Genomic DNA, 14,049 nt, shown 5'->3' on the forward strand with positions numbered 1-14,049 from the left:
GCCGTAATTCCTGTGTTATAAGGCTTTTATAAGTTCTATAATTTCCAATGGCTGATGTATAAGTTTATCCGACGGATAATAATTCAGTTCATGTTCTGCATGCGTTCCATAGAGTGATCCTACCGAATAAGCTACATTGGCACGATGTGCAGATTGCAGATCCGAAGGGGTATCGCCTATATTGATCACCGTACCCGCATCCCGGATCTGACATTTTTCCATTGCAAGATAAATCATATCCGGTTCAGGTCTGCCATTTTCTACATCACTGCTGGATACCGAGCAATTAATAATGTTGTCTGCGGTATTATGGAGTCTTACATAATGACTGTCCAGATCTTTATCCCAACCCAGTTTACGCAGAATAATGGAAGTTACCTTTCGGTAGAATCCGGTAGTCAGTGCGATCCGGATATTGTTTTCACGGCAAAATTCGAATACTTCCAATACCCCGTCGTAAGGTTTTGCTCCATATGTTTCATAATAATGTTCGAGTGTATTGCAGAAAAAAGCATAGGATTCGTCTACTTTCTCTTTAAATGAGGGATGATTTTCTCCGATTTCATCTTTCCAGATGGTTTCGAATACCCGGTGTTTAGACCAGCCCATCATGCCGTTTATTTTTTCGGAAGATACTTCCAGTTGTGTTGCCTGAATGGCTTCGAAAAAACATTTTTCGACTTCACGATTGTCCTGTACGGTAGTTCCGGCCATATCAAACAAGGCTAATTTAATTTTACTCATGATTATTGATCTGTTGAGGTTTTATAAATGATATAATGCATGCACATATTGCGCATATGACAGCGACTATTAAAAAAATATTGGAGGTGTTTCCGGTATAATCGATTATTTTACCAAACAGAGGTTCGCCTACAGCTGCAAATACATAAGCAAACATATTCATAATACCAATTCCTGTACCGACGAGTTTTGACCCGAGAAGATCAGGACTCAGCGTCCAGAAATTAGCTTGTGGCCCGTATACAAAAAAGCCTGCAGCAAACATAAGAATTGCTGCCAGCGTATGATGTGGAGCTGGTATAACGTAAATAAGTAATGCTACAGCGCAGCTGCACAGCATCCCGATCCGGATAGATTTGCTTCTGTTTTTATTAAAGAGAACATCTGAGATATAACCAAAAGAAACTGCGCCGATAGCCATTCCGACCGGAATAAACAAGGTAAGCCAAAGGTTTTCAGAAGATTCTTTGTAATTATTTCCTAGAAAATGAATAGGCACCCAGAAGATAAGACCATATCTGGCCATACTTTGAAATCCTATAGCCACGGAAGCAATCATAAAATTGCGGTTCTGAAATACCGTTTTATAGGAGGATTTCCATACAGACTTTTTCTCGATAGTTCCGGCAGAGGAGCTTTCTGCTGTTTTGTAGCCTTTTAGGGAAGGATGACTGCGTGCAATAATCAGAAACAGAACCAAGGCAAACAGTAGAAATAAAATGGGGTATCTGAAAAGTGTGCGCCAGCTTTGTCCCTGCTGCACCAGTAATAAAGCCATAAAGAATGTCAGTACAGAAGAACTTCCCGCTGCCATAGTGTAGAATCCGAATGCTTTACCTCTTTCATTACTGTCCCACCAGTTGGATATGAGCTTGCTGCCCGAGCCCCAGGCCATAGACTGAAAGTAGCCGTTTAATGTCCAGAGAATCAGAATAGCTGTATAGGTTGTTGCATAACTGATGCTGAGGTTGCAGATAATGGACAGAAATCCACCTGTCAATATCATGATCTTCGGACTGAAGCGGTCAGCCAGATTGCCGTTGATAAGCTGTCCCAGGGCATACCCCATTAGCATCGAAAAACTGATCCATCCGATCTGCTGAAAACTAATGTGCAGTTCGGCGGCCATACCTTTGGCTGCCCATCCGAAATTGTGGCGTCCGGTATAGAAGAACAGGTAGCAAAACATGGTGATAAGCAACATTTTCCATTGTTCTTTTCTGAATTTTTTTTGAATATCCATCCTGTATTAGTTTTGATGGATAAGGATGCCGACACGTACCGGTTTTTTATCTTTTGCATAGGCAAATGCTTCGTTGACTTCTTCCAGCGAAAATTCTTTTTCGATCAGTCCGGCAAAAGGATAGTTGTCCAGATGATCCGTAATAAAATCAACAGCTGTATTGAAATCCGAATAATTGTAATTGTGCAGTCCGCGTATGGTTAGTATACGTCTTATGATTTGCTCTGCATCAATTTGAAGCCTGCGTTGTTTAAAGACAGCGCCAATCAATATCGCATATCCGCCAACAGCTAAGTGATCAATGCCCGATTCCATGGCCTCAGGTGAACCACTCATATCAAAAAAGCAATCCACCAGAAGAGAGCCCGACAGTTCTTCGGATTGATCTGCCGGATTGAATGTCTGGTCTGCACCGAACTTTCGGGCAAGTTCCAGTCTTTTTTGATCCATATCCGAAGCAATAATATAGGCTGCTTCGGCTTCTTTGCACATTGCAGCACAAACCAGGCCTAGCAACCCCATTCCGGAGATCAGGATACGTTTCCCTTTTACAGATCCGGCCAGACGCAGGGCTCCGGCAGCCGTAGCCACAGCGCAATTGATCGTCGCCGCTACTGGCAGAGGTAATGATGGAGATAATTGACGGATACAGGTATGGGGGCGCAGAATAATATGCGTAGCCAGTCCCCCATGGAAACAGTCTGTTTCTGTAAGCTGACGATGCCCGTATTTATAAAGTGCTGTGTTTTTCTGCGGAATTTCCGGATTGTAGCTGTCCGTCTCCGGATCGCTGGCAAATACAGTCCAGGTAATCAGATCGCCTTTTTGCAGGGGAATACCAATAGCATCGGTTCCTTTATAATCAGGAGCGATATCTTCTATAATTCCTGCAATTTCGTGTCCCAGAATGGTCGGACAGGGTTCCTGACGCATACCACAATAAGTATGAAGATCACTTCCGCAAAGCGTAGTATAGCAGATTTTTACTAATATTTCTCCCTCTGAGAGCGACCTCACGGGCATACTGAGCGAAGTGAGAGGCGTGTTTGAACGTTCAAAAACCAGAAAATTCCCTTGTTTTATCATAATGGTAGTATAAATATATAAAATGTTTTGTAATACTAAACAATGTTTATTTATACTGTATTTTATTAGTGTTAAATAATTATGAAGATTGCAGGAAAGGTTCGCGGTATTCTCGCTTGAATTGTTGCGTTCAGAAAGATAAATCCGGAAAAAATAAGAAGGAAAGGGGAGAAATTTCAGAGATAATGGATTTCACTTTTTCCTGACTACAGGAAATAAAAATACCCCTGAGAAGTTCAGGGGTAGATGCTGCTATATTCAGTCAGCTTGTTAATTATTCTTCAGGTATTCTCTCAATACATATTGCAGGATACCGTCATTCTTGTAATATTCTATCTCTATAGCGGAATCTAACCGTGCTTTGACTTTGAAGTCGGTTACTTTTCCGGATGGATGAACAGCTTTTACATCCAGCAATTTGTGCGGACTCAGGTTTTCAGCCAGCCCTGTAATATTAAACGTTTCTGTTCCGTCCAGTCCCAGAGATTCGGCATTCTGGCCTTCTAGAAACACCAAAGGTGCTACACCCATACCGACCAGATTACTACGGTGTATACGTTCAAAGCTTTCCGCTATTACTGCTTTTATGCCTAACAGGAATGTTCCTTTTGCAGCCCAGTCTCTGGAAGACCCTGATCCGTATTCTTTACCTGCCAATACAATAAGCGGTGTATGGTCTTTCTGATAAGCCATAGCGGTCTCATATACGGTATTGACTTCGTTATCTGGAAAATAGATACTGTATCCGCCTTCTTTATCGACGATCTTATTCTTGATACGTACATTGGCAAAAGTACCCCGCATCATGACTTCGTGATTTCCTCTTCTGGATCCGTAGGAGTTGAAGTCAGCTTGCGCAACATCGTGAGCCAGTAAGTACTGGCCTGCTGAAGTGTTATCTCTGAATGAACCCGCAGGGGAGATGTGATCTGTCGTGACCGAATCTCCGAGATATAATAACACCCGTGCATCTTTGATATCGGTTACCGGATTTAAAGTCTCTTTCAGGCCCTCAAAGAATGGTGACTCTTTGATATAGGTAGAATCGGATTTCCATTCGTAGTTTTGTTCCAGATTGACCTGCAGATTTTGCCAGTCTGTAGACCCGTCAAAGATGACATCATATACTTCCTGAAAATCTTCCTGTTTCACACAGTCATTGATCGTTTGGATAATCTCTTCCCGGCTTGGCCAGATATCTTTCAGATATACCGGATTGCCATTCGGATCATAATCCAACGGATCTTCCAGCAGGTTGATATCCACACGACCTACCAGCGCATAGGCAACAACGAGCATAGGTGACATGAGGAAGTTCATTTTTACCTGCGGATGTACACGGGCTTCAAAATTCCGGTTACCGGACAGAACGGATGCCACTACCAGCTCGCCTTTATCTACGGCTTCGGCAATATGCGGAGGAAGGGGGCCTGAGTTACCGATACAGGAAGTACAGCCGTATCCAACGGTATGAAAACGTAAAGCATCCAGATCTACATTCAGTCCGGCACGTTCCAGATATTGAGTGACGACTTTAGATCCCGGAGCCAGAGATGTTTTGACCCAGGATTTGGTCCGTAATCCTTTTTCTACCGCATTGCGGGCCAGTAGTCCGGCGCCGATCATGACGGCAGGATTGGAGGTATTGGTACAACTGGTGATGGCTGCAATCACAATACTGCCATCACTCAGGATAAATTCTTTATTCTTATGCTTGATGCGTACAGATTGTATGGCTTCTTTATCCACCTGAAAATTATTGGGTGCCGTGAGTGGAACTTTTCCAAAGGTGAATTCAGTTCCTGATCCCCCATCTGCCAGCCAGGCAGCTTCCCGCCGATCCTGAAAAGGCTGGTATTCTCTGTTATGCTCTTTATCGAGCAAAGTAGCAAATTTGCTTCCCAGTTCTTTGACGATGATCTTGTCCTGCGGACGTTTTGGTCCGGACACGGTAGGTTCTAATGTGGACAGGTCAAATTCGACTAAAGATGAATACTGAATATTTTCATGACCGGTACGCCACAACAGATTTTCCTTACAATAGGTTTCTACAATCTGTATCTGCTCTTTAGAACGATTGGTGGCGTGCATATATTCCAGTGTGCGGTTGTCAATAGGGAAGTAGGTCACTGTACAGCCAAATTCCGGAGACATATTGGAGATTGTAGCACGATCCGTCACCGTCAGGTTGTCAAGCCCTTCGCCGAAGACTTCCACAAATTTGCCTACTACGCCTTTATCTCTTAATATTTTGGTAATGGAAAGTACCATATCCGTAGCGGTACAGGCATCCGGGATATTTCCGGTAAGTTTCAGACCGATGACTTCAGGACAGGTAAAAAAGATGGGCTGTCCCAGCATTGCGGCTTCTGCTTCGATACCACCTACACCCCAGCCAATCACACCAATACCATTTACCATCGGGGTATGTGAATCGGTACCGACTAAAGAATCCGGAAATAACCAGCCTTCTCTGCTGATGACCCCCTTGGCGAGATATTCCAGATTGACCTGATGGCAGATTCCCATTCCGGGAGGGACAACCGTAAAATTACGGAGTCCTTTTTGCGCCCATTTCAGGAGCTCATAGCGTTCGGTATTGCGGTCGTATTCGAGCTGTACATTTTTATCATAGGAATAATCTGTGCCGAAGTAATCTACCTGCACGGAATGGTCAATGACCAGATCCACAGGGATAGCCGGATTTATCTTTTGTCCGTCTTTACCGTGGCGTACATATTCTGCCCGCAGGGAGGCCATATCCACGACAGCGGGTACACCGGTGAAATCCTGCATCAGGATACGCGCCGGCTTGAAGGGTATATCTTTGTCTACCGGTGCCGGTGACCAGTGAAGCAATGTATTGACATGTTCATCGGTAATGCTGAACCCGTCAAAATTGCGGAGTACATTTTCCAATAAAATCCGGATACTGAACGGAAGATGATCTACCGAACCTCCGGGAAGGTTTTTCAACGAACTGTAATGATAGGTTGTGCCATTAACATCAAGTTTCTGAAGTGATTTTGCTTTAGATGTGTCCATAAATTATCTCTCTTGTATAGTATTAACAAGTGATTTTTGAAATCGTTGTCAAAAAAATGAAATTTTCGCTCAGGACTGTTTTGTTTCAGATACGGCTGTCATCTTCCTGTTGCCAACGATCTTTCGGCTGAGGGAAAACCGGAATTTAAAACAGGCAAGATTGTGTCTTTCTGCGCCTGTTCTTTGCTGTTGAAATACGTATCTTTGCAGCATGTCTACATCTTCTATTCAACAACAAGAGACTATAGTTGCATTGGCTACGGCCAACGGTAATGGTGCTATCGCTGTGATCCGTCTTTCGGGCAAGGATGCTATTGAAATTGCCAATCAGGTTTTTCGTGGCAAGGATCTTTCTGCCCAACCTTCTCATACGGTTCATTTCGGTACCATCCGGGATGGAGAGGAAATTCTGGATGAGGTACTGGTCACTTTATTTGTAGGTCCTAATTCTTATACGAAGGAGCATGTGGTGGAAATATCTACACACAACTCTAAATATATTATCGAACGTATTATCAGCTTGCTGATCCGCAAGGGGGCACGGGCTGCCAAACCGGGAGAATTTACACTGCGTGCTTTCCTGAACGGTGGTATGGATCTTTCGCAGGCAGAGGCGGTGGCGGATCTGATTGCGTCTAATTCGGCAGCTTCTCATCAGATCGCTATGCAGCAGATGCGGGGCGGGTTTTCTAATCAGCTACGGAAGCTGCGGGATGATCTGATTCATTTTGCTTCGCTTATCGAACTGGAACTTGACTTTTCGGAGGAGGATGTGGAGTTTGCAAACCGGGATCAGCTGAAGCTGCTGATTTTACAGATCAATTCGGTAGTACGAAAACTGATTCAGTCTTTTGAACAGGGGAATGTGCTCAAAAATGGTGTTCCGGTGGTTATTGCCGGCAAACCGAATGTGGGTAAATCTACTTTGCTGAATGCTTTGCTGAATGAAGAACGTGCTATTGTATCGGATATCGCCGGTACTACACGGGATACAATCGAAGATGAGATTAATATTCATGGAGTGACCTTCCGTTTTATTGATACGGCTGGTATACGTGAAACGGTTGATGTGATTGAGGCAAAAGGTGTAGAGCGTACCCGAGAAAAGATGAAGCAGGCACGCCTGATTATCTATCTCTTTGATCCGGTACAGGATACGATTGCGGATGTGGAAACGCAACTGAAAGAGGTACGAAGTCTGAATATTCCTTTTGTTACGATTATCAATAAGTCGGATCTGCTGTCGGAAGAACAGCGTGCTGAATACCAGTCTCTTTCTCCGGTATTTATTTCTGCTAAGGAGCAGATCGGCGTTGAGGAACTGAAGGATGAACTGCTGCGTCAGGTGAACCTGGCTAATCTGAATACGGATGATGTAATGGTGACTAATATTCGCCATGTCGAGGCGCTGCAACATACGGAAGATTCGCTGAGCAGGGTACTGTTTGGTATTGATAATCCGGTTACTTCTGACTTTCTGGCTATGGATATCCGCCAGGCGCTGTATCATCTGGGAGAAATCACAGGTAGTGTCTCGACAGATGATCTGCTGGATAATATCTTTAGTAAGTTTTGTATCGGCAAGTAGTTGCATATTACTGGATATAAATAGATATTAGTCAATAAATATAAAGCATTGAATATGAATTATTTTCAATGCTTTATTGTTTGTAATGCATTAGTTTTGAAACGATGCATCTTGAATGATTTTGTACGTGGTTTGTATTTTTTGATTTCGCCACGTACATGACGTACAAATTTTAAAAACTATTATCTTATGAAATCTTACAGAGTTACGCTACGTGAGCAAAAAAACAAGTCCGGTAGAACCAGTCTTTACTTGGACATTTACCCGCCTATCTACGACGAAAAGAAAAAGAAAGAAACCCGCCGTAAGTTTCTTGACCTTTATCTGTTTGAAAAGCCCGCAAACAAAATAGAACGTGAACATAATAAGTTTACGATAGTTAAGGCCAAACAATTAGAAAGCGAATGGCAGATGGATCTTCTCGGTCAAACGCTTGATATGCCATTTATCTCCAGTAAAGATTTAGACTTTCTAGCATACTTTAAAAGTATCGTCAAGAAACGGTACACCTCCAAAGGTAATTACGATAATTGGTTGTCAACGTATAACTATTTAGAGGACTATACTAAGGGGCAATGTGTGATGTCACAAGTAGATGAAGGTTTTTGTGAGGGTTTTAAGGATTATTTAGACAGCTGCTATACGAAGAAGTCTTCGGCCTATAAATTGTCAGCGAATTCAAAGTATAGCTATTTCAATAAGTTTCGTGCAGCTATCAAGCAGGCAATGGAAGATAAGCACCTTCACCATAATCCGATTTTGAGAATTAAAGCGTTTCCGCAAGGAGAAAGCTTCCGTGAATTTTTGACACTGGATGAAGTTAAAAAATTGAAAGCTGTTCGCTGTGACAATCCCGTCCTGGAAAAAGCTGCATTCTGGTCGATACGTACGGGTATGCGCTGGGGAGATTGTCTGAAGCTAAAATGGATCGACATACAGTATTCAGAGGATCAAGGTTATTTTGTACGTTTTAATCAGAACAAGACAAAGTCTTATGAAACTTTGCCTATCACAGAGGAAGCGGTTAACGAACTCGGAAAGCCGGTTATTGATTTACACGAATACGTATTCAAGGGATTGACTTATAGCTCGCATAATAATTTCTTACTCGCAAAATGGGCAATGAACGCAGGAATTAACAAACATATTACCTTCCATTGCTTTCGCCATACTAATGCTACTTTATTGATTAGTGCTGGCGAAGACATTTATACTGTTTCAAAAATGCTTGGACATAAAGAGTTGAGAACGACGGAAATATATGCAAAAGTGTTAAATTCGAAAAAAGTGGAGGCTGCAAATCGTATAAAATTTTAAATGCTATGACCAATTTGATTTATATAAATGAAGAGAATTTTCGTGAGAACCATCTGTTTTCAAAAATTAGGTTTTTGTTCCATGAAATGATTTTCTATTTCGATGGCTCAAAAGAAATGAGGATGGTGGGGTTCAATATTGCATCGAAAATATTCAATGACCAAAATATCCAAATTTATAAGACAGTGCTCATAATCAAGAAATATTTTGCATCGGTATTTCGCATATTTATATTATTGACGGCCATTTTCGTGGGCTTTTGTTTTCTACGAGAGAATATCAATTTTTTGGGACGAGTAGTTTTTCTCCTTTCTGTAATAACTGGAATTCTATTGTGTGCTTTCCTATTCTCAAAAGACGAGCTCTGTAGTATAGATAATGCTTCCATAATGTTCGTAGATAGTCAGAGGAGAAGATCTAATATTTATAATAAGGTTGACCAGATGAGAGTTCCGTTGACGAATTTCGATACGTCAAATATAGATCAAAAACAACATCTTATTAAGAAAGAGGAGGATATTGATGGAAAGAATCTACTTTTTTTTGGATTTCCTGTTGAAATTATACACAAACTCTTAGATCCGTTGAAAAATGGTGCTCTAGGAGACAAACTCAAAATAACTCAATCAGAATATGTTCACATTCTGCATAACATGATTTATGATGTTGATATAGATCCCTTTGTTATACCTAGGGGAAAAGCAGGATATTACCGAACATATTTTTATTGCATATATGAACTATTAGATGAAATCCGATTCAAATACCCACAGAGTTGTTGGAATAAAAAATTATTTTTTGATAGATTGAAAAAGGCTGTGGTTAATTATCAAGATTTAGACGAGACGAGTTTACGAGATGATGACAACAAGCCTGATTTTTCAAAAAAAACTAAAGAGTATTTGAGATCGTTGATCTTATCAAAATAAGACTACATATGACTGTGTTCAAATAAATTAAAGGGAATTTTAGACGCATTGTACATATTGTGCATATGCTTATAATTAGATTTAAAAGGATAATAGTTTTGCTTCAAACAAAGAAGTATAAGCTATGGAAAATCCATTCATCACTTTAAGTCAGCGTTTAGAGAAAATCGAAGACTTAATAGTAAACTTAGATAACTCATTTCGAAAGCTTGGTCTTTCTGAATTGAAAACTAAGCGCGAACCGGAATTTTTGGACGCGATAGAAGTTGCTGAGCTGGCCAAAGTAAAGCTTACAACGATTTACGCCTATAATACACGCGGAACTATTCCTATTTATTCCTCTGAAACGCCTATAATTTATAAGCGGGATGAAGTTATTGAATGGCTTGGTAATGGAAAACGCTTGACACCACGCCTGGTTGAGCTAATGCAATTACGAAAGATGGTTAAATAGAGATCGTAAAAGCATAATGATAGCAAAGGTAACTGAAAATAGAAGAAAGTCTTTGGTAGTCACTCCAAACCATGTGATGGATCTTTTATCGTTTGTAGATTCCACTTATCAATTGCACATCTTTCTGTTGATTTTGGAGAATCTTAAAGGTTTTGCTCAAAAAGAGTTCGATAATCATTTGTCGGGACAGAGAAGTTTGTTTGGTGAAGAGGTTATAGTTATGCAAATCGCACTTTCGGAAATTTCCAATGCATCGGAGTACAGAGATGTCAAAAAGGCATTTTTAAATATGTCTAAAATCCATTGTGAAATAAAGTATGATGAATCAAATGAACGTAAGATCTGGAGTGGAAGTTTATTTAGTGTGAGTATTCCGGTTGTTCCTAATTATTCATCTTTTGTGAAAATCCGCATGGACGTTGTTGTGGCGAAACTATTCATAAATTTCAGAAGGAACCAAAATAGATTACCCGCATACTATTCAAAATTAGATACTAATATTCGACTGTTTACCAGAACAAAAAATACGATTAAGTTGTACCTCTATCTTTCCCTTTGGAGAAGTAAGTCCCAGATTAACGTAAAACTAGATGATTTGTGTCTCTCTATGGGACTACCAAAGGCTTATCGAATACCGTCAAACTTCAAGAAACATATTTTAGAACCAGCACGTGAAGTGCTTAAAAAATTCAATGACGTGTGGTTTGACTTTGATAGATCTAGTATTCATAAAAGTAAGGAGGGATCCTATCATTTGAGATTAAAATTAACCACAAGAGAAAAATCGGAAGCCGAGCGGATGAAAGCGGAACAGATTGAGAATATTTTGAGACTACATTTCGGTTTTCATTCAGCAGATATTAAAGAAATGGAGGCGATTATTCGTTCAGCTCCAAAAGATCAATTCATTGACAAGTTATTACACCTATCTAATGGAATTGGTAAGGTACAACATAAGGTGAGCTATGTCAAAAAATCGTTGATTAATCGGTTTCAGGCTTAAAAGTTGGGTTTTCTTAATATGCAATCACTAAAGTTGGGTTTTCTTAACGGAGAAAGTTGGGATTTCTTAATATTAAGTTGGGATTCTTTAATAGAATAGTTGGGATTCTTTAATAACCACACTCATAAATACACATGTAATTGTCTAAATATTAAGGTGTTTCAGATGTGTTTTAGTTGCGCTACAATATATCAATATGATTAAACAATATTTTATCAATGAGTTTTATAGTGGATTTAGGTGTTTTTTACGATGAATCTTGAAGAAAGCAATAGGGAAAGGAGTAATGTTGTTTCCGAAATCAATCTTGAAATTGAGAATTTCAAAATTCTATTTGGGAAGTTGGGTTTCTTTAATAAATAGCATTTTGTTGTCCCCCTATCTCTAAATAGTCAGTTCAAATAATAGGATCTTTTTGATCCTCCGAATCAATTGAGGACTTACAACGAATTTCGGAAAGGCAAATTTTAGTTAAATGTGGCAACTGATTTTTAAGGATTTCAAAGGAGATTTAATTGTAAAGCAGAATGTTTTTTTAAGGGAGCAAGCTATGTGGTTGTCGGACAAACCACGCTTGCTCATTCTCAAATTCTCACTGTGTTCGCATTATTATGAGTAAACAAAATAGACCTATAAAGATTACGTTTAGAGTTTCTGAAGCTGAGCTTTGGGAAATAGAACGACTCTGTAAATTTGCCGGAATGAGTACTTCAGACTTGGTGCGAATGGCAGTGCTCACAGCAAAGATTAAGCCCGCCGATATACCCTTAGTAGACCAAGCTTCATTTGTTGAGCTTAAAAGGATTGGAAATAATATCAATCAGATAGCTCGAAGCATTAATGCGGGAACCATCGATGGGAATTTGATTTTAACAAATATTCAATCTATCAGAATGAATTTTGAGGGGCTTACTAAATATTTGATCAATCATGATAGCCAAAATTAAAATAGGGAAAAATTTTATAGGAGCATTAGAATACAATACCAACAAATTAAATCATCCTGATATCGACGAGCGAGCTGAACTGCTTGAATCAAATTTTTCTTCGTTGGAGACAAATTCCGTTAAAAAAGAACTCCTGTTTTTGGAACAGTTAAATCCAAATCTAGAACGCACCACATTCCACACCAGTTTAAATTTTGGTAAAGGTGAAGTGTTATCTAATGAATTAATGCTATCTATATCGAAAGAATATATGCATAGAATGGGATTTGGAGACAATATGTATGCTATTGTCCGGCATAATGATACCGATCATCCACATTGCCATATTCTTTGTCACCGAACTAAACTCGATGGAAAGACAGTTTCTGATAGTAACAGTTATCATAAAAGCAATGAGATTCTTCGGAACTTGGAAGATAAATACGGCTTGATAAAAGTTGACAGTATTTACGATTCTACAAATAAGAATATAACAAAAAATGAAATTGAGTACATGCTGCGAACTAAGAAACCGACGTTAAAAGCTGAGCTTGAACCATTGGTGTCCGTTGCGAAAGCTAAAGCCGTTGATATTAATGATTTCTTCAACAGATTAGAGGAAAAGGGAATCAAGATATTCTTCCGACAGGATGAAGATAGCCATCCGGTTGGGCTACTTTTCCTCTATCAAGGGAAAGTGATACCCGCTTCGAAACTCAAAAGAGATTTTGTATTGCCAAGGGTTTTAGAATATTTTAAACTTACAGATCATCATAAATTACCTGAGTTTGCGAATTACGTCAATGAACGTACAAATAAGGCGTTGGTGTCGCAGGGATTCAAGGGCTTATATGTAAATCCCATTAGGGAGAGATCTTCTGTATTTATAAAGGCAGTTATACATCAAGCATTAGCGGAGAATAAATCAATCGGGGCATTTCTAAGAAGTTTAGAGCAGAATGATATCAATTGCCGATTCAATGTCGCCAAAACTGGACGTGTGACTGGAATGAGCTTAATCCATAATGGTAAAGCTTATAAATCAAGCGACATAGACAGGAATTTCAGTTCTAATAAAATATTTAAAAAGCTGGGTTATGAGCAAGTTAGAGACAGCGAGACAATTAGCAAATCAAACGCTACAACAAGAGCGCGATATGGAGATCAAATTCCAACAGCAAGTGTTGGGGAGATTCGAGACACTGAAAAACAATCAGGTCGTAATCTTCAATCGAATCAAAACGGAGAACTCAAAATCCGAACAGTTAATCTCCCAGATATCAAATCAGCTACAGGTGCAGCAAACTCAAATAATATACATTATAAGCAAGCAGAAACGATTGGAGAAGGGGTTGCTGATTACATTAGTGGTATCAGTACTTTGTTTAATCCTGGTTATTCTAAAGATGGACTGAACACCAGGCGTAATGATAGAAAATCTAAAAATAAGCCATCTTTATAATATTAGCATTTTTAATATTTGTATCTTTAGAATATGAATCAAGAGAAAAAAATGCTTTTGTATCAGATTCACGAACACATATTGGAAAAATACCGTTTGGCTGATGTTCCGATGATTTTTCAAACAATGGATTGTGCAAGTGATGAATGGTACGGTAAAAATTTGAGTACGGGTAAGCTTTCAAAACTTAAATTTGTCCCATCTGATATGGGGACTGCTATCTTGACATTATGGAGCGAGTAAATCCTTATG

12 protein-coding genes are annotated in these 14,049 nt (G+C 39.7%); 8 read left to right on the plus strand and 4 right to left on the minus strand.

What is annotated here, in order from left to right; all coding sequences use genetic code 11:
- Positions 1–15: 15 nt before the first annotated feature.
- The 4 genes from B4B65_RS09915 to acnA all read right to left on the minus strand — a co-directional run bounded on the left by B4B65_RS09915 (position 16) and on the right by acnA (position 6,118).
- Complete coding sequence (locus tag B4B65_RS09915; protein ID WP_293915502.1) at positions 16–744, minus strand: HAD hydrolase-like protein; 729 nt, start codon at positions 742–744, stop codon at positions 16–18.
- Positions 737–1,987: an MFS transporter gene (locus B4B65_RS09920; RefSeq protein WP_293915503.1), complete on the minus strand. Its 1,251-nt coding sequence runs from the start codon at positions 1,985–1,987 to the stop codon at positions 737–739. The genes B4B65_RS09915 and B4B65_RS09920 overlap by 8 nt, the downstream gene beginning before the upstream one ends.
- A 6-nt stretch (positions 1,988–1,993) precedes the next feature.
- Positions 1,994–3,073: a zinc-binding dehydrogenase gene (locus B4B65_RS09925; protein WP_293915504.1), complete on the minus strand. Its 1,080-nt coding sequence runs from the start codon at positions 3,071–3,073 to the stop codon at positions 1,994–1,996.
- A gap of 270 nt (positions 3,074–3,343) precedes the next feature.
- Positions 3,344–6,118: an aconitate hydratase AcnA gene (gene acnA / locus B4B65_RS09930; protein WP_293915505.1), complete on the minus strand. Its 2,775-nt coding sequence runs from the start codon at positions 6,116–6,118 to the stop codon at positions 3,344–3,346.
- Positions 6,119–6,329: 211 nt separating this feature from the next.
- Here acnA and mnmE point away from each other — a divergent pair, with 211 nt between their 5' ends.
- The 8 genes from mnmE to B4B65_RS09970 all read left to right on the plus strand — a co-directional run bounded on the left by mnmE (position 6,330) and on the right by B4B65_RS09970 (position 14,040).
- Positions 6,330–7,706: a tRNA uridine-5-carboxymethylaminomethyl(34) synthesis GTPase MnmE gene (gene mnmE / locus B4B65_RS09935; RefSeq protein ID WP_293915506.1), complete on the plus strand. Its 1,377-nt coding sequence runs from the start codon at positions 6,330–6,332 to the stop codon at positions 7,704–7,706.
- Positions 7,707–7,895: 189 nt separating this feature from the next.
- Positions 7,896–9,023: a tyrosine-type recombinase/integrase gene (locus B4B65_RS09940; RefSeq protein WP_293915507.1), complete on the plus strand. Its 1,128-nt coding sequence runs from the start codon at positions 7,896–7,898 to the stop codon at positions 9,021–9,023.
- Between the two features lie 443 nt (positions 9,024–9,466).
- Complete coding sequence (locus B4B65_RS09945; RefSeq protein WP_293915508.1) at positions 9,467–9,952, plus strand: hypothetical protein; 486 nt, start codon at positions 9,467–9,469, stop codon at positions 9,950–9,952.
- 124 nt (positions 9,953–10,076) lie between these two features.
- Positions 10,077–10,406, plus strand: coding sequence for a helix-turn-helix domain-containing protein (locus tag B4B65_RS09950; RefSeq protein WP_099366114.1), 330 nt, complete (start codon positions 10,077–10,079; stop codon positions 10,404–10,406).
- A 16-nt stretch (positions 10,407–10,422) separates the two neighbouring features.
- Positions 10,423–11,409, plus strand: a complete 987-nt coding sequence (locus tag B4B65_RS09955) for a replication initiation protein (RefSeq protein WP_293915509.1) — start codon at positions 10,423–10,425, stop codon at positions 11,407–11,409.
- A gap of 611 nt (positions 11,410–12,020) precedes the next feature.
- The gene (locus B4B65_RS09960; RefSeq protein ID WP_293915510.1) at positions 12,021–12,356 is read left to right on the plus strand and encodes a plasmid mobilization protein; all 336 of its coding nucleotides are present in this window, start codon (positions 12,021–12,023) and stop codon (positions 12,354–12,356) included.
- Complete coding sequence (locus tag B4B65_RS09965; RefSeq protein ID WP_293915511.1) at positions 12,340–13,797, plus strand: relaxase/mobilization nuclease domain-containing protein; 1,458 nt, start codon at positions 12,340–12,342, stop codon at positions 13,795–13,797. Before B4B65_RS09960 ends, B4B65_RS09965 begins: the two co-directional genes overlap by 17 nt.
- A 33-nt stretch (positions 13,798–13,830) precedes the next feature.
- A complete protein-coding gene (locus B4B65_RS09970) occupies positions 13,831–14,040 on the plus strand; it encodes a hypothetical protein (RefSeq protein WP_293915512.1) in 210 nt (69 codons plus the stop codon).
- Positions 14,041–14,049: the final 9 nt, after the last annotated feature.

The organism is Sphingobacterium sp. UBA5789, assembly GCF_002418355.1.
Lineage (GTDB): Bacteria > Bacteroidota > Bacteroidia > Sphingobacteriales > Sphingobacteriaceae > Sphingobacterium.

What these genes read in the sequence shown, in the direction of transcription:
- B4B65_RS09915 (WP_293915502.1), bottom strand. Translation starts at nt 744, where the DNA reads ATGAGTAAAATTAAATTAGCCTTGTTTGATATGGCCGGAACTACCGTA.
- B4B65_RS09920 (WP_293915503.1), bottom strand. Translation starts at nt 1,987, where the DNA reads ATGGATATTCAAAAAAAATTCAGAAAAGAACAATGGAAAATGTTGCTT.
- B4B65_RS09925 (WP_293915504.1), bottom strand. Translation starts at nt 3,073, where the DNA reads ATGATAAAACAAGGGAATTTTCTGGTTTTTGAACGTTCAAACACGCCT.
- acnA (WP_293915505.1), bottom strand. Translation starts at nt 6,118, where the DNA reads ATGGACACATCTAAAGCAAAATCACTTCAGAAACTTGATGTTAATGGC.
- mnmE (WP_293915506.1), top strand. Translation starts at nt 6,330, where the DNA reads ATGTCTACATCTTCTATTCAACAACAAGAGACTATAGTTGCATTGGCT.
- B4B65_RS09940 (WP_293915507.1), top strand. Translation starts at nt 7,896, where the DNA reads ATGAAATCTTACAGAGTTACGCTACGTGAGCAAAAAAACAAGTCCGGT.
- B4B65_RS09945 (WP_293915508.1), top strand. Translation starts at nt 9,467, where the DNA reads ATGAGAGTTCCGTTGACGAATTTCGATACGTCAAATATAGATCAAAAA.
- B4B65_RS09950 (WP_099366114.1), top strand. Translation starts at nt 10,077, where the DNA reads ATGGAAAATCCATTCATCACTTTAAGTCAGCGTTTAGAGAAAATCGAA.
- B4B65_RS09955 (WP_293915509.1), top strand. Translation starts at nt 10,423, where the DNA reads ATGATAGCAAAGGTAACTGAAAATAGAAGAAAGTCTTTGGTAGTCACT.
- B4B65_RS09960 (WP_293915510.1), top strand. Translation starts at nt 12,021, where the DNA reads ATGAGTAAACAAAATAGACCTATAAAGATTACGTTTAGAGTTTCTGAA.
- B4B65_RS09965 (WP_293915511.1), top strand. Translation starts at nt 12,340, where the DNA reads ATGATAGCCAAAATTAAAATAGGGAAAAATTTTATAGGAGCATTAGAA.
- B4B65_RS09970 (WP_293915512.1), top strand. Translation starts at nt 13,831, where the DNA reads ATGAATCAAGAGAAAAAAATGCTTTTGTATCAGATTCACGAACACATA.